This is a genomic window from Arthrobacter sp. H41, from assembly GCF_000520535.1.
Taxonomy (GTDB): Bacteria; Actinomycetota; Actinomycetes; order Actinomycetales; family Micrococcaceae; genus Arthrobacter_D.
In genome coordinates, this window is record NZ_KI914775.1 from 17520 (window position 1) to 32266 (window position 14747).

The following is a 14747-nucleotide window of genomic DNA, read 5'->3' on the forward strand; positions in this document are numbered from 1 at the left end:
GCGCCCGATGGTTCGGCGGGGCCGCCCTCGGGCCTCTCGACGGGATTCACCGCTTCAGCCATGCACAGCCCCTTATTTCCAGCAGTTCGATCCCTTAAGGATTCCAGGATGTCCAGCGGATGGACTCCTTCAGTTTAGCCGCGCGAAGTAGCGCCGTGTGCCGTTGATCCGTGCGCCGTCAGTGCGGACGTCTCCGAACTGCCGGCTTCAGCTTCCTGCAGACGACGGTTCCGGACCTTCTTCTCCTGCTTCTTCATCTCCGGCTCATTGATCCGCAGGAACGCGTACATGGGAGCCGCGATGAAAATGGTGCCGAGCGTTCCCAGGATGATGCCGATGAAAAGTGCAAGCGAAAGGTCCCGCAGCGTGCCCGCACCCAGGAGTAGAGCGCCGATGAAGAGGATAGAGGCCACCGGCAGTACGGCCACCACCGAAGTGTTGATCGAGCGGACAAGCGTCTGGTTGACCGCGAGGTTCACCTGCTCGGCGAAGGTCCTCTTGGTGGACAGGTCCAGATCCTCGGTGTTTTCGCGGATCTTGTCGAACACCACCACAGTATCGTACAGCGCGTAGCTCAGGATGGTGAGGAATCCGATGATCGCCGACGGCGTCACCTCGAAGTTGCTGAGGGAATAGAGGCCCGCGGTGACGATCATGACCACCACCAGCGCGGTCATCGCCGCCACCGACATCTTCCAGGTGCGGAAGTAGATGGTCATCAGGACCGCGGCCAGCAGGATGAAGACCACGAGCCCGATCAACGCCTGGCGGCTTACGTCCTCACCCCAGGTGGGCCCGACGAAGCTGGAGGTGACCTGGTCCTCGCCGACGCCGTAGGCGGAGATGAGGTTGTCCCGGACCTCGAGCGTCTGGTCGTCTGTGAGCTGCTCCGTCTGGATGCGCATCGTTTCGGGAGCGATGTTCGTGACGCGGGGAACGGCGTCGGGCACGACGTCGGTGACCGCCTCCTCGCCGACGCCCACCTCGGTGTTCTGGGTGTCCGATACCGTGAACTCCGAGCCACCGCGAAAGTCGATCCCGAGGTTGAACCCGCCCTTGACCACCGGAATGATGATCGACACCAGCACCGCGATGCCGGCGATCAGGAACCACAGGTTCCGTTTGGCCACGAACGGATAGGACCGCTTGCCCGAGTGGAGCTCATTGCCGAACCGGGAGAAACTGGTGCCCCTCATTTGCTTTCCTCGTTCTCTGGGTTGCGGCCACGGCCGGCCATGGCTTTCTGCTGCTCTGCGATCCTGCGCTCGGCGATGGTCAGGCGGCGTTCGGCTTCACCTGCGGCTGCCTTGTTCCGTGCGCGCGCGGGAACCGGCAGCGTATCCGCTGGCTTCCGGATCCGTCCCGCTCCCCGGTAGAGCGGGGTGACACCGAGGCGCTTGGGATCAAGGCCCGACCAGGCGTGGCCCTCTCCGAAGAACTTGGTCCTGGCCAGCAGGCGGAGCACCGGGTGGGTGAACAGGAAGACCACGATGAGGTCGGCAATCGCCGTCAGGCCCAGCGTGAAGGCGAAGCCGCGCACGTTCCCGACTGCCACGAAGTACAGGACGAGTGCGGCCAGGAGGTTCACCGCTTTCGACGCGAGCACGGTGCGCTTGGCCCGTCGCCAGCCGTTCTCCACGGCGGAAATCATCCCGCGGCCGTCCCGGAGCTCGTCCCGGATGCGTTCGAAATACACGATGAAGGAATCGGCGGTCTGGCCGATCGCCACGATCAAGCCTGCGACGCCGGCGAGGGACAGCCGGTAGTTCTCCGTCCACCCGAGGATGCAGATGGCCAGATAGGTCAGCAGGCCTGCCACCACGAGCGAAGCGATGGTGACGAGGCCGAGCAGGCGGTACTGGAAGAGGGAATACACAGCGACGAGAACCAGGCCGATCAGGCCGGCGATCAGGCCCAGCCTCAGCTGGTCGGCTCCGAGGGTTGCCGAGATCTGCTGCTCGCTCTGGATCTCGAAGCTGATGGGAAGCGCGCCGTATTTCAGCTGCTCCGCGAGGGCCGCTGCCGATTCCTCGGTGAAGTTCCCGCTGATCGAGGGGTTGCCGTCGGGAATGACGGCGTTGGTGGTGGGGGCGGACACGATACGGCCGTCAAGCACGATCGCGAACTGGTTCCGGGGATCGCCCTGGTCGATGGCGAACAGCCGTTCCGTCACTTCGCGGAACGTCCTCGTGCCCTCGTCGTTGAAGTCGATATTGACGGCCCATGAGTTCAGGGACTGCCCCTGGCTGCCGGTCTGCAGGCCGTAGGACGCGGAATCGATGTCGGTTCCCGGAACCTCGACCGGTCCGAGGATGTACTTGCCCTGGGAATCGGGTTCACACGCCACCATCGGCTGATCCGCCGGAGCCGGTTCCTCGGGGGGCTCTAGGGCTGCAGGGTCGAGGCAGTTGGTCGCCTCGAATTCCTGAAAGATCTCCGGAGTGATCCAGTTGGGATCACTCGCGTTCGTGGGTTCCGCCGTGGGAGCCGGAAGTTGGTCCTCGGGAGTCGGCGTCTCAGCGGCGGGCGCCTGGCCCGGGCCGCCGAAGAGCACGGGACGGAACTCCATCTGCGCTGAGGCCTGGATCAGCTCGCGTGTCTCGGCGTCAGGCGTTCCGGGAAGGGAGACGATCACGTTCTGGCCCGACTGCGTGCTGATCTCCGCCTCGGCGACGCCGCTGCCGTCGACACGCTGGCGGATGATCTCGACCGCCTGGTCCAGCTGTTCGGGGGTGATCTCCCCTCCGCCCTGCGCCCGCGGTGCGAGGATCATCTGCGTGCCGCCCTCGAGGTCGAGTGCGAGCCGGGGGGACCAACTGGCGTTGCTCCAGTAGGACCCTGCTCCCAGCAGGGTTGCAAGGAGCGCGAGGAGTACGCCCAGCCAGACGAGGGTTCGTTTGGCTGCCGTGCCGGGGGCGGTGCGTGGCATGGTGGATCGTCTTTCTAAGAATCGGCGGAAGATAAGCGCCGGACCGAACGGTGCGGGTCCGGGCTAGCGCCGAGAACCTGCAGCGATGCTATTTGTCTTTGTTCCAGTCGTTCTCGCGGCGGATGCGGTCGGCAGCCTCTTCAGGAGTCTCGGCCGTCACCGGAGTGTCGCGGTGGGACTCGACGTCGTGGTGAGACTCGAGGTCGCGGTGGGACTCGACGTCGCGGTGGGACTCCCCGACGAGCGACGAGGCATCGTCGGGAACCTGGGTCGAGCCTGCTGCAGTCGACCCGGCGGTAGTCGATCCGGCGGCAGCGGCTTCCTCCTCCACCGGCGCTTCCTGGGTGACCACCTTGCTGAGGGCCTGGGTATGGACTGTCGCGGTGTTTCCCGGGGATAGCTCAAGGACGGCCTTGTTGTTCTCCTGGTCGATCGAGAGGATCGTGCCGTACAGGCCGAACTGCGTCATGACCTCGGTGCCCGGTTCCATCTGCGTCCGCATGTCCTTCACCTGCTTCTGCGCCTTGCGCTGGCGGCGGAACATGGTGAAGATCAGGAAGGCCAGCGCGAGCGGGAGCAGCAGGCCGAAGATATCGAAAGGCTGTTCGGCGGCGGCATCGCCTGTTTGGGCTACTACATTTGCGAGCACGGAGAAGTTCCAATCCTGTTACCGGGGTAGCGCGGGCAACGGTGCGGGGACCGTGCTTCGCTGCGTTTCATCCCAGTGTAAAGGGAAAGGCTCCGGCTTCCCTGTCAGGACTCGGGCAGGGACCAATCATCCAGCGGCAAATCCTCCTGCTCGACGGAGAACAGGTCCTCCGGCATGGCGGCCGCGACGGTGGGCGGCATCACCCAGCCCAGGTGTTTCCACGCGGCCGCCGTCGCAATCCTGCCGCGGGGCGTACGCCCGAGCATGCCCTCACGGACCAGGTAGGGCTCAGCGACGGTCTCCACGGTTTCCGGCTCTTCACCCACGGCGATGGCGAGAGTTGAAAGACCCACCGGACCGCCGCCGAATTTCGTGATGAGCGCAGTGAGCACGGCGCGGTCGAGCCGGTCCAGGCCCTTCGCGTCCACCTCGTACATGTCGAGCGCCGACCCGGCGCACCGCGCGTCGACCAGGTCCACTCCATGCACGAGCGCCCAGTCGCGGACCCGGCGCAACAGCCGGTTGGCGATGCGGGGGGTGCCGCGCGACCGGCTCGCAATTTCGGCGAAGGCCGCGGAATTGACCCTCATGTCCATCAGCATGGCCGAGCGCCTGAGGACCAGCTCGAGTTCCTCGGTCGAATAGAACTCCAGGTGCCCGGTGAACCCGAAGCGGTCGCGCAGGGGCCCGGGCAGGAGACCTGCGCGGGTGGTGGCCCCCACGAGTGTGAACGGCGGCAGGTCAAGGGGTATCGCGGTGGCTCCCGGTCCCTTGCCCACCACGATATCGACGCGGAAGTCCTCCATGGCCATGTACAGCATCTCCTCGGCGGGCCGGGACATGCGGTGGATCTCGTCGAGGAACAGCACCTCACCCTCGGTGAGCGATGAAAGGATGGCCGCGAGGTCGCCGGCGTGCTGGATGGCAGGGCCTGAGCTGATGCGCAGTGGTGCGTTCATCTCGGCGGCGATGATCAGCGCGAGAGTGGTCTTGCCGAGTCCCGGCGGGCCCGAGAGCAGGACGTGGTCCGCGCTGCGCCCCCTCATGCGTGAAGCCTCCAGGACGAGGGAGAGCTGCTTGCGCACGCGCTGCTGTCCCACGAAGTCATCGAGGTTCTTCGGGCGGAGAGCCGCCTCGACGGCACGGTCCTCGGGATCCGACCCCGGGGAAACCAGTGGTGCCTGCTCCGGCTGTTCGGGGGCCATCAGCCCACCCTCGCACGGGTCGAGCTGCGTCCGCCGTCCTGGCCGAGGCGGCGGAGCGTCAGCTTGAGGATCTGCCCGACGTCGCCCGTTGCGGCGACCTCCGGCGATTCCTTCGTGGCGGCGTCGATGGCGGCGCCGGCGTCCTTCTCCGACCAGCCGAGGCCCATCATCGCGGTGAGGACCTGCCCCTGCCAGGAAAGCTTCGGGGCTCCCGGACCCTCGAGCGGCACGAGCTTGCCGGCGAGTTCCAGCACGATGCGCCGCGCTCCCTTGGGCCCGATTCCGGGAACCTTGCTGAACGCCTTGTCGTCTCCGGCCGTTGCCGCGATCCGCACTGCCTCAGGAGTGTGGACGGCAAGGACGGCGAGGGCGAGGCGCGGGCCCACGCCGCTGATGGCGAGCAGGGTCTCGAAGACCTCCCGCTGCTCGGCGCTCTCGAAACCGAACAGTGTCATGGAGTCCTCGCGCACGATCATGGCGGTGAAGACGTTGGCCTGCTCGCCCGTCCGGAGCGAGGCAAGTGTCTGCGGCGTGGCCTGGACCTGCATACCGAATCCGTTGACATCGAGGACTGCCGAGTGCAGGCCCACGGAGGCGACGGTTCCGCGGAGGAAACTGATCATTCGAGAAGCTCCAAGACAGTGGTGATGAGACAGTGGTGATGAGACTGGGGTAATCAGACAGTGCCAGGTGGTCCGCCCGGGGCGAAAGTCCGAACATAGTTTCTATTATGCTACGGTATCGGCCGCGGGAATTCCCAGGGCACCGACACCGACACCAGCGACCGGGGCCGTTTCACCTGCCGCGCCGCGCCTTCACTTCAGCCTCGGCCCACAACCGCTGCGCCGGCGTCGCGCTTCCCGCTGCGCCGGCTGCCGCAAGCCCCACTCCCCTGCGCCACGCGTGGGTGATCGCGAGGGCGAGCGCATCGGCTGCATCGGCCGGTCGGGGCGGGGTGTCGAGGCGGAGGATCTTGGTGACCATCTTGGTCACCGCGACCTTGTCCGACTGCCCGTTCCCGGTCACCGCGGCCTTCACCTCGGTCGGAGTGTGCAGGGCCACGGGAATTCCGTGGCGTGCCGCGGCGACGATGATGACGCCGGAGGCCTGCGCCGTGCCCATCACCGTGCTGACATTGAGCTGGCTGAACACCCGCTCGACGGCGAGTACCTGCGGCTGGTGAAGATCGAGCCACGCATCCACGGCGTCGGAAATCACGAGGAGCCGCTGGTCGAGGCTGCGTCCGGCCTCGGTCCCCACCACGCCCACGGCGACGAGCGTGGAGTGCCGGTTGGGCTCGACGTCGACCACGGCCAGCCCGCAGCGGGTCAGGCCCGGATCGACCCCCATGACGCGAAGGGTCACCGGCGCTCCGTCGAATGGTGCGAGGGCTTGCTAATCGTCGTTCTCCAGCTCGGCCAGCACCTGCTCGGGCAGATCCGCATTCGAGTACACGTTCTGGACGTCGTCGAGCTCTTCGAGGGCATCGACGAGCTTGAGGAATTTGCGGGCGCCGTCGGCGTCGAGCTCGACGTGCATCGACGGTACGAACTCGGCTTCGTCGGTCTCGTACTCGATGCCGTTCTCCTCGAGGGCTGCCACCACGGCGCGGAGGTCCTGCGGCTCGGACACGATCTCGAAGGTGTCGTTCGACTCCTTGACCTCGTCGGCCCCGGCGTCCAGGACCGCCATCAGCAGTTCGTCCTCACTGAGGCCGTTCTTGGGGAGCGTCACCACGCCTTTCCGCGTGAAGAGGTAGGCTACCGACCCCGGGTCGGCCACGCTGCCGCCGTTGCGGGTGATGCCGAGGCGCACCTCGGAGGCCGCACGGTTCTTGTTGTCGGTGAGGCACTCGATCAGCAGTGCGGACCCCTGGGGGCCGCGCGCCTCGTACATGATGGTCTGGTAGTCGACGGTCTCGCCAAGGAGACCGGCACCGCGCTTGACGGCCCGGTTGATGTTGTCGATCGGCACCGAGGTCTTCTTGGCCTTCGACACCGCGAGCTCGAGCCCGGGGTTGCCGGCCAGATCCGCTCCACCGGCCTTTGCCGCGACCTCGATGTTCTTGATCAGCTTCGCGAAGGACTTGGCGCGCTTGGCGTCGATCGCAGCCTTCTTGTGCTTGGTTGTTGCCCATTTAGAATGGCCCGACATGCTTACGCTTCTCCTCTGATCATCCGAATAAACAGTTCGTGGACCCGCTGCTCGCCCGTGACTTCGGGATGGAAACTCGTGGCGATCAGGTTTCCCGAACGCACTGCGACAATCCTAGCGACCGGCTCCGCATCCGGCTCCGCACCCCAGCCGCCCCCGGAGCCGCCGTCGTGCCGTGCCCCCGGCGCATTTCGGCTCACCGGGCCGGGCTGCGGCGTACGGGCCGCCGGCACCTCGGCAAGGACCTGAACCGACTCCCCCACGCTCTCCACCCACGGCGCACGGATGAAGGCGGCATGCACCGGGTCATCCTGGGCTGCACCACCCGCAGCAGCGAGTCCCTCGAATTGCAGCTCCGTCTCGAAGGATTCGCGCTGCCGTCCGAAAGCGTTGCGCCTCACCACCATGTCCAGTCCCCCCAGCGTCTGCTGGGGATTGCCGTCGCGGTCCAGGGACGGATCGGCAATACTGCCGGACAGCAGGATCATTCCGGCACAGGAGCCGTAGACCGGGAAGCCGCCGGCGATTCGATCCCGAAGCGGCGCCGCCAGCTGGAAGGTGCGGGTGAGCTTGTCGATGGTGGTGGATTCGCCGCCGGGAATGATCAGGCCGTCGATGCCGTCGAGTTCCGCCACTCGGCGCACGGGACCGGCTTCGCCGCCCAACGCCTCGACGGTCCGGATGTGCTCACGCACATCGCCCTGCAGCGCGAGAACCCCGATGCGCACGCGCGGCCGGCCGGAAGCTGTAGAAGTCATCATGCAATTCTAGGTGCCGCACCGGATCCCGGACGATTCCGGGCCGGCACCCGGCGCAGCATCGGCCGTTCCTGCACCGGGGCCGGCGGTGTCTGCGCTAGCGTTAACGGCATGAATCCCCTGAGCGTGCTGGTCGGAAAAGCGGTGCGCCGCGCCTCGAAGCTGCGGGGCGGCGGCTCGGCACTACCCGGACTGGTCGTCGAACGCCTCGATCCCGGCTTCATGGGCCGGGCCCTGACCGGACTGACGCACGGCGTGGTGGTGGTCAGCGGAACCAACGGCAAGACGACGACGACGAAAATGGTGGTCGAGCTCCTCCAGGGACAGGGCCTGAAGGTCTTCACCAACCGTACCGGCAGCAACTTCACGCGCGGAGTGGCTGCGGCCCTGCTCGGAGAGGTGGACTGGCGCGGCCGCCTCGACGCCGACATCGCCGTCCTCGAACTCGACGAGGCGCATGCCGTGCACTTCGTCCGGCTCGTTCCGCCCCGCTACTCCCTGCTCCTCAACGTGCTCCGCGACCAGCTGGACCGCTTCGGCGAGATCGACGCCACCACGCGCCTCCTCGAAACCATCGCCCTGGCGACCACCGGGACCGTCATCCTCAACCGCGAGGATCCGCGGGTGGCCGGTATCGCCGCCTCGGTCACCGCAGCCGACGTCGTGTATTTCGGTCTCGACGCCTCGCTGCGCAGCACCTTCCCGAACGACGACGAACTGCGGGGAGCCGCGGGGATCGCGCCGGCTTCAGCGCTGCCCGCCGACGTCGTGCTCGAGAAAGTGGACGGCAATTCCGCGGTCTTCCTCCTCAGCGACGCTGCTCCCGACCCGGCGGGTGCTGAAGCAGTTGCCAGCGAATCAGTACATGCCGATCTGCGCCTGCGGGGGGTCTACAACATCTTCAACGCCGCCGCCGCCCTTGCCACGGCCCGCGCCGTCCTGGGAGCGGCGGTGGTCAGGGATGCGCTCATCGCCTCTCTGTCCGCTGTGGAACCCGCGTTCGGCCGCGGCGAGAGCCTGGTGGTGGATGGCCAGGCCCTCGAACTGGTCCTCGTCAAGAACCCCAGCGGATTCCGGCTCGGGCTGAAATCCTTCGACCCCGCCGGATGTGCCACGATGATCGCCATCAATGACAACTATGCCGATGGCCGCGACATGTCCTGGCTGTGGGACGTGGACTTCGACTCGCTGGGCCTGGGCGGCGTGGAGGTAGTGAGCGGGGTCCGGGCGTACGACATGGCACTGCGGCTCAAGTACGACGACGTACCCGTCCGCGCCGTCGAACCCGACCTTCCCGCGGCGCTCCGGGAGTTCATCTCCGGCAGCAAGGATTCACCGAAGAGGATCTTCTGCACATACACCGCCATGCTCGCCGTCCGGCGTGAGCTGTCCAAAATTACGAAGGTCGAGGTGGTTTCCTGATGCCGAACGGCACGGCGAACTCGAAGGGCACCATCCGGGTCCTGCAGCTGTACCCGCGGGAAATGAACATCTACGGCGACTGGGGCAACGTGCTGGTGCTCAAGCAGCGCCTCCGCTGGCACGGCTACACGCCCGAAATCCTCGAACACAATGCAGGGGACCCGTTCCCGTCCGACGTCGACCTCATCATCGGCGGCGGCGGACAGGACAGCGGGCAGCTGGTCATCCAGGACGACCTCCAGACCATTGCGCCGACACTGCGGGGGCTCGCCGAGGATGACTTCCCGATGCTGCTCATCTGCGGGCTGTACCAGCTGTTCGGCAATTTCTTCCGGACGCACGATGGCAGCGTGATTCCCGGGATCGGCGTCCTCGACCTCGAAACCCACGGCGGCGAGAAGCGGCTGATCGGCAACGTCGTCGCCACCAGCACCGAGTTCGGCGACGTCCACGGCTACGAGAACCACAGCGGGCAGACCTTCCTCGGCCCGAACCTCGCCCCGCTCGCGACGGTGACGAAGGGCGAGGGAAACAATGCCACCGACGAGCACGAGGGTGCCCGTTACCGAAACATCGTGGCCAGCTATCTCCATGGCTCCCTGCTCCCCAAGAACCCTGCGATCGCGGACTTCCTCATCCGCAAGGCCGTCGAGCGGAAGTACGGCTCCTTCGACCCCGTCGTCATCGACGACTCCCTCGCCGAGGCCGCGCGCCGGCACGCCGCCACTCGCCCGCGCTGACCCACTTCCCGGGTCGATCGCGCAGCTGCGGCGCCTCCGGTTCGAGTGCGCAGCAGCGGCGCCTCCGGGTCGAGTGCGCAGCAATGACGGCGTGGAGCTCGATAACCCGTTATTGCTGTGCACTCGATTCTCCGCGGGACGTGACGGTCCCCGCAGCGTCTCCTGCAACAGCAGGGGCCGGTGCTTTCTGCCAGGGCCACCGCCCGGTGATCTCGAGTTCCAGGGAGAAGCTGAGGAACGTCCGGATCAGCACGATCAGCGCGAGCACGCCCACCGACTCGAACGTCGGTGTCACGGCGACGGTCCGGATGATGTCGGCAGCCACGAGCAGCTCGAGTCCGAGGAGGATCGAGCGCCCCAGCCGACGGCGGTACTGCTCATAGACGTCGTTTCCCGCACCCCTGCGGAGCAATGCCATCGCCGCGAGCAGCGTCGCCACCGCCGCGCCGATCACGATGGCCACCACCCCCGCGGCGTCCACCGCCTTGCCGAACCCTTCCATGACCTCCTGGAATTCCATTTCCGCGTCTCCTTTGTTCGAACCGACTCCGGTCATAGGACCTGGAATCGACCTTATGCCGGGCGTCGCGTTACCGGCACTGAAACCGCGGCACCGCATGCCTCCGCGACGGAACCGCGGGGACGTGCAAAAGTTGGTTACTATGAGCAACCCTTTTTTCTCCCTGAGCACTCTTCCCTATCAGCTGCCACCCTTCGCGACCATCCGTGACGAGCACTATCTCCCTGCATTCGAGGAGGGATTCGCGGCACACCTCGAGGAGATCCGGGCGATCACCGCCAATCCGGACCCGGCAGCCTTCGACAACACCGTGCTGGCTTTCGAACGGGCAGGACAGGTACTCGACCGTGTTGCCAGCGCCTTCTACAATCGGTCCTCCGCACACTCGACGGCCGCCATCCAGGAACTCGAAACTGAGATCGCACCGCGCTATGCGGCCCACCAGGACAACATCTTCCTGAACCAGGATCTCTTCCAGCGCCTCAGCGCGGTGTCGGTGGACGGGCTCGACGCCGAGTCCCTGCGCCTCGTTGAGGAATATCGCCGCAGCTTCGTGCGCGCCGGCGCCAGGCTCGACGACGCCGCCCAGACGCGCCTGCGCGAACTGAATACCGAACTTTCCGGGCTGAGCACCGACTATCAGCAGCGCCTGCTGAAGGACACCAACGCGTCGGCTCTCCTGCTCGACACGGCGGAGGATCTCGATGGGCTCTCGGAAGATGACATCTCCGCTGCCGCCGGTGCCGCCGAAGCGGCGGGACACCCGGGCAAGTATCTGCTGACGCTGATCCTCCCGACGGCACAGCCCGCCCTCGAGAACCTGACGAACCGGGAGGTCCGGCGTCGGCTGCTCGAGGCGTCAGTGAACCGCGGCTTCAAGTCCGGGGACACGAACACGCTGGAACTCGCTTCACGCATGGCGACCCTGCGCGCGGAACGGGCGGCGCTGCTCGGTTTCGGGAACCATGCGGCTGCCGCGACCGACAACCAGACCGCACCTTCCCTCGATGCCATCATGGACCGGATGCACGAGCTGGCCGTTCCGGCACTGCGCAATGCGCGTGCCGAGGCGGCTGAACTCGAGGCCGAGGCGGGCCACGAGATCGAGGCATGGGACTGGGACTTCTACTCGGCCAAGGTCCGGCACCGGAAGTACGACGTCGATCTCGGGGCGCTGCGCCCCTACTTCGAGCTCGAGCGCGTGCTGCAGGACGGAATCTTCTACGCCGCGAACAAGCTGTACGGGCTCACGTTTACCGAACGCAGCGACCTCATGGGCTATCACCCCGAAGTACGGATCTGGGAAGTGTTCGAGGAGGACGGCACCGGCCTGGGTCTCTTCCTCGGCGACTACTACACGAGGGATACCAAGAACGGCGGAGCCTGGATGAACTCCTTCGTGGAGCAGTCGGCTCTGGACGGCACTCGCGCCGTCGTCGTCAACAACCTGAACATTCCGAAGCCTGCTCCGGGAGAGCCGACCCTGCTGACCTTCGACCAGGTGACCACCGCCTTCCATGAATTCGGACATGCCCTCCATGGCCTGTTCTCCGACGTCACGTACCCCACCTTCTCCGGCACCAGCGTTCCCCGGGACTTCGTGGAGTACCCGTCGCAGGTCAACGAGATGTGGATTCTCTGGCCGGAGATCATCGGGAACTATGCCCGGCACTACCAGACCGGCGAAGCGCTTCCGCAGGCGACGATCGAGCGCATCGTTGCTGCCGGAACCTGGGGCGAAGGGTTCGAGACGACTGCATACCTGGGTGCGACCCTGCTCGACCTTGCGTGGCATTCGATTCCGGCGGGTACGATCATTGAGGATCCGCTGGCCTTCGAAGAGCAGGCGCTCAAGGATGCCGGGCTCGACTACGCACCCATTCCCCCGCGCTACCGCACCGGATACTTCAAGCACATCTTCGCGGGTGGCTATGCGGCGTCGTACTACGCATACATCTGGAGCGAGGTACTCGACGCCGACACCGTGGAGTGGTTCAAGTCCGCAGGGGGCCTGAGCAGGGCGAACGGCGAACATTTCCGCCGCGAGCTCCTGTCACGGGGGAACAGCATCGATCCACTGCAGGCGTTCCGGAACTTCCGTGGGCGCGACGCCGAAATCGCGCCGTTGTTGAAGCGGCGCGGCCTAGCCTGAACCGGAGCCCCCATGGTGACCATCGCCCAGTGCCAGCGCCTGCAGACTGCCTGGTTCGCGGCCCTGGCGAACGCCACCGGGGGCAAGACCTTCTCCACACACGGCAGTACCTGGGCCTGGCTTCCCGCGCGTCGTGAGCTGATGCTGATGTTTCCCGAACGGATCTCGGTGCCCGGCGTGCGTCCCGCACTCGCCGAGGGGACGCGTCTCGGTGCCGCCACGGTCGGCGTCTGGCTCAACGGATCCGTCGACGGCGAGGGCCTCGCGGGGCTGGGGTTCGAACCCGGATGGCAGCCGTGGTGGATGGCGGCACCAGTCACCGTTCCGGCGTCGTACGACGCCGGTGCGTCGCGTCTGACCACCACGGTGGCCGAGTACCGGGGACCGCTCGCGCGGGAGTTGCGCGTGGTTAACGGGCAGCCGAGGCACGCCTGGCATGCGGAGGTCCGCACCAGCGAGGGGATCTGCGGTGCCGCCTACTCCTTCTACCCGTCCGGTGTGCAGGGACTGGAAGGAGTGGGCGGCATCTTCAACATGGAAGTGCTTCCCGACCACCAGCGCCGGGGATTCGGCACCGCGCTGCTCAGCAGGGCGGCCCAGGCTGCCGCAGAGGCAGGAGCCCATCACCTCGCGCTCAACGCGACGCCGGAGGGTTACGCCCTGTATGCGAAGCGCGGGTTCACCCTGGTGGGACGCGGGAGAACGCACTGGCTGACGCTATAGCGGAAAGCGCCGCAGAAAACGACAACCGCACCGGATAATTCCGGTGCGGTTGTCGTTGTGCGGTGCGGGCGTCGTTTTCCGCAGGGTGCCGGCTAATTACCAGCCGCGCTCCGCCAGCCGGTGGGGCTGAGGCAGCTCGTCGACGTTGATGCCCACCATCGCCTCGCCAAGACCGCGCGAGACCTTGGCGATCATGTCGGGGTCGTCATGGAACGTGGTCGCCTGGACGATCGCGTTGGCCCGCTCGGCAGGATTGCCGGACTTGAAGATGCCGGAGCCCACGAACACGCCGTCGGCGCCGAGCTGCATCATCATGGCGGCGTCGGCAGGCGTGGCGATACCACCGGCGGTGAAGAGCACGACAGGCAGCTTGCCGGCCTTTGCCACCTCCTTGACCAGGTCGTACGGCGCCTGGAGCTCTTTCGCCGCAACGTAGAGCTCGTCGTCGGCCATGGAGGACAACCGGTTGATCTCCGAGCGGATCTTGCGCATGTGCATGGTGGCATTGGAAACGTCTCCCGTGCCGGCCTCGCCCTTCGAGCGGATCATCGCGGCACCCTCGTTGAGGCGGCGGAGAGCTTCCCCGAGGTTGGTTGCACCACAGACGAAGGGAACGGTGAATTTCCACTTGTCGATGTGGTTGGAGAAGTCGGCAGGCGTGAGGACCTCGGATTCGTCGATGTAGTCCACGCCCAGTGACTGCAGGACCTGCGCCTCGACGAAGTGCCCGATCCGCGCCTTGGCCATCACCGGAATGGAGACCGACGCAATGATGCTGTCGATCATGTCGGGATCGCTCATCCGCGAAACGCCGCCCTGCGCACGGATGTCGGCGGGAACCCGCTCGAGGGCCATGACGGCTACCGCGCCGGCATCTTCGGCGATCCGGGCCTGCTCCGCGGTGACGACGTCCATGATGACGCCGCCCTTCAGCATCTCTGCCATTCCGCGACCTGCGCCTCGACGAAGTGCCCGATCCGCCCCTTGGCCATCACCGGAATGGAGACCGACGCAATGATGCTGTCGATCATGTCGGGATCGCTCATCCGCGAAACGCCGCCCTGCGCACGGATGTCGGCGGGAACCCGCTCGAGGGCCATGACGGCTACCGCGCCGGCATCTTCGGCGATCCGGGCCTGCTCCGCGGTGACGACGTCCATGATGACGCCGCCCTTCAGCATCTCTGCCATTCCGCGCTTGACCCGGTTACCGCCGGTCTGGACCGTGGTTGTCGAATTCTCTTCAACGCTGGACACAACTTGCCCCTAAAAAGTAGATAAAGGATAACAATCCATGATACGCCCGGGGCGCGCTGCGCTGAACCTGTACTTCGCGCGGGGCGAAACGCTCAGGCGCTGTTCGACGCGAGCGCCTGCCGCCGCACGGTCGCCACCCGCTGGAAAACCGTCACAAGGCTCGCCAGCGCCAGGAGGATGAGTACGGTCAGCAGGAAACCGACCGGCAGGCCGAGACCGGTGAGACCGGTGGCCACGAG

Annotated in this window: 14 protein-coding genes and 2 pseudogenes; 4 read left to right on the top strand and 12 right to left on the bottom strand. The window is 66.2% G+C overall.

Features of this window, described 5'->3' with window-relative positions:
• Positions 1-134 precede the first annotated feature (134 nt).
• From secF to pdxT, 8 genes are all read right to left on the bottom strand, one after another.
• A complete protein-coding gene (gene secF / locus Y705_RS17445; RefSeq protein WP_049822279.1) occupies positions 135-1196 on the bottom strand; it encodes a protein translocase subunit SecF in 1062 nt (353 codons plus the stop codon).
• On the bottom strand, positions 1193-2929 hold the full coding sequence (secD, locus tag Y705_RS0104625; protein ID WP_026531998.1) for a protein translocase subunit SecD: 1737 nt from the start codon (positions 2927-2929) through the stop codon (positions 1193-1195). Before secD ends, secF begins: the two co-directional genes overlap by 4 nt.
• A gap of 88 nt (positions 2930-3017) precedes the next feature.
• Positions 3018-3578 (bottom strand): preprotein translocase subunit YajC, encoded by a 561-nt coding sequence (gene yajC, locus Y705_RS17450; protein WP_049822280.1) that lies wholly within the window; start codon positions 3576-3578, stop codon positions 3018-3020.
• 104 nt (positions 3579-3682) lie between these two features.
• Entirely contained in the window at positions 3683-4783 is a 1101-nt protein-coding gene (gene ruvB, locus Y705_RS0104635; protein WP_026531999.1) for a Holliday junction branch migration DNA helicase RuvB, read from the bottom strand.
• Positions 4783-5406, bottom strand: a complete 624-nt coding sequence (gene ruvA / locus Y705_RS0104640; RefSeq protein ID WP_026532000.1) for a Holliday junction branch migration protein RuvA — start codon at positions 5404-5406, stop codon at positions 4783-4785. Before ruvA ends, ruvB begins: the two co-directional genes overlap by 1 nt.
• Before the next feature lie 172 nt (positions 5407-5578).
• Positions 5579-6148, bottom strand: coding sequence for a crossover junction endodeoxyribonuclease RuvC (ruvC, locus tag Y705_RS0104645; protein ID WP_026532001.1), 570 nt, complete (start codon positions 6146-6148; stop codon positions 5579-5581).
• A gap of 30 nt (positions 6149-6178) precedes the next feature.
• A complete protein-coding gene (locus Y705_RS0104650) occupies positions 6179-6937 on the bottom strand; it encodes a YebC/PmpR family DNA-binding transcriptional regulator (protein WP_026532002.1) in 759 nt (252 codons plus the stop codon).
• Between the two features lie 2 nt (positions 6938-6939).
• Positions 6940-7695: a pyridoxal 5'-phosphate synthase glutaminase subunit PdxT gene (gene pdxT, locus Y705_RS0104655; RefSeq protein WP_155849926.1), complete on the bottom strand. Its 756-nt coding sequence runs from the start codon at positions 7693-7695 to the stop codon at positions 6940-6942.
• Positions 7696-7806: 111 nt separating this feature from the next.
• Here pdxT and Y705_RS0104660 point away from each other — a divergent pair, with 111 nt between their 5' ends.
• Together Y705_RS0104660 and Y705_RS0104665 are read left to right on the top strand one after the other, a co-directional pair.
• Positions 7807-9117, top strand: coding sequence for a Mur ligase family protein (locus Y705_RS0104660; protein ID WP_026532004.1), 1311 nt, complete (start codon positions 7807-7809; stop codon positions 9115-9117).
• Positions 9117-9857, top strand: a complete 741-nt coding sequence (locus Y705_RS0104665) for a type 1 glutamine amidotransferase (RefSeq protein ID WP_049822281.1) — start codon at positions 9117-9119, stop codon at positions 9855-9857. The genes Y705_RS0104660 and Y705_RS0104665 overlap by 1 nt, the downstream gene beginning before the upstream one ends.
• A 109-nt stretch (positions 9858-9966) precedes the next feature.
• On the opposite strand, the gene Y705_RS17455 is transcribed toward Y705_RS0104665, so the two are convergent.
• Positions 9967-10377 (bottom strand): DUF1622 domain-containing protein, encoded by a 411-nt coding sequence (locus Y705_RS17455; RefSeq protein WP_049822282.1) that lies wholly within the window; start codon positions 10375-10377, stop codon positions 9967-9969.
• A gap of 142 nt (positions 10378-10519) precedes the next feature.
• Here Y705_RS17455 and Y705_RS0104675 point away from each other — a divergent pair, with 142 nt between their 5' ends.
• Together Y705_RS0104675 and Y705_RS17460 are read left to right on the top strand one after the other, a co-directional pair.
• Positions 10520-12529 (top strand): M3 family metallopeptidase, encoded by a 2010-nt coding sequence (locus Y705_RS0104675; protein WP_081737786.1) that lies wholly within the window; start codon positions 10520-10522, stop codon positions 12527-12529.
• Between the two features lie 12 nt (positions 12530-12541).
• Positions 12542-13252, top strand: coding sequence for a GNAT family N-acetyltransferase (locus tag Y705_RS17460; protein WP_049822283.1), 711 nt, complete (start codon positions 12542-12544; stop codon positions 13250-13252).
• Between the two features lie 96 nt (positions 13253-13348).
• Here the strand turns inward: Y705_RS17460 and pdxS are convergent, their stop codons facing one another.
• From pdxS to Y705_RS22975, 3 genes and pseudogenes are all read right to left on the bottom strand, one after another.
• A complete protein-coding gene (pdxS, locus tag Y705_RS0104685; protein ID WP_026532007.1) occupies positions 13349-14197 on the bottom strand; it encodes a pyridoxal 5'-phosphate synthase lyase subunit PdxS in 849 nt (282 codons plus the stop codon).
• Positions 14197-14442 (bottom strand): annotated as a pseudogene (locus Y705_RS0104690) (pyridoxal 5'-phosphate synthase lyase subunit PdxS); the annotation flags it as partial. The pseudogene Y705_RS0104690 and the gene pdxS, both read right to left, overlap by 1 nt.
• A 158-nt stretch (positions 14443-14600) precedes the next feature.
• Positions 14601-14747: pseudogene (locus tag Y705_RS22975) on the bottom strand (phosphatidylinositol phosphate synthase); the annotation flags it as partial.

Excerpts from the sequence above, each read along its gene's own strand:
- Y705_RS0104660 (WP_026532004.1), top strand. The coding sequence starts at position 7,807 with ATGAATCCCCTGAGCGTGCTGGTCGGAAAAGCGGTGCGCCGCGCCTCG.
- secF (WP_049822279.1), bottom strand. The coding sequence starts at position 1,196 with ATGAGGGGCACCAGTTTCTCCCGGTTCGGCAATGAGCTCCACTCGGGC.
- pdxT (WP_155849926.1), bottom strand. The coding sequence starts at position 7,695 with ATGACTTCTACAGCTTCCGGCCGGCCGCGCGTGCGCATCGGGGTTCTC.
- Y705_RS17460 (WP_049822283.1), top strand. The coding sequence starts at position 12,542 with ATGGTGACCATCGCCCAGTGCCAGCGCCTGCAGACTGCCTGGTTCGCG.
- pdxS (WP_026532007.1), bottom strand. The coding sequence starts at position 14,197 with ATGGCAGAGATGCTGAAGGGCGGCGTCATCATGGACGTCGTCACCGCG.
- Y705_RS0104665 (WP_049822281.1), top strand. The coding sequence starts at position 9,117 with ATGCCGAACGGCACGGCGAACTCGAAGGGCACCATCCGGGTCCTGCAG.
- ruvB (WP_026531999.1), bottom strand. The coding sequence starts at position 4,783 with ATGGCCCCCGAACAGCCGGAGCAGGCACCACTGGTTTCCCCGGGGTCG.
- Y705_RS0104675 (WP_081737786.1), top strand. The coding sequence starts at position 10,520 with ATGAGCAACCCTTTTTTCTCCCTGAGCACTCTTCCCTATCAGCTGCCA.
- ruvA (WP_026532000.1), bottom strand. The coding sequence starts at position 5,406 with ATGATCAGTTTCCTCCGCGGAACCGTCGCCTCCGTGGGCCTGCACTCG.
- Y705_RS0104650 (WP_026532002.1), bottom strand. The coding sequence starts at position 6,937 with ATGTCGGGCCATTCTAAATGGGCAACAACCAAGCACAAGAAGGCTGCG.
- secD (WP_026531998.1), bottom strand. The coding sequence starts at position 2,929 with ATGCCACGCACCGCCCCCGGCACGGCAGCCAAACGAACCCTCGTCTGG.
- Y705_RS17455 (WP_049822282.1), bottom strand. The coding sequence starts at position 10,377 with ATGGAATTCCAGGAGGTCATGGAAGGGTTCGGCAAGGCGGTGGACGCC.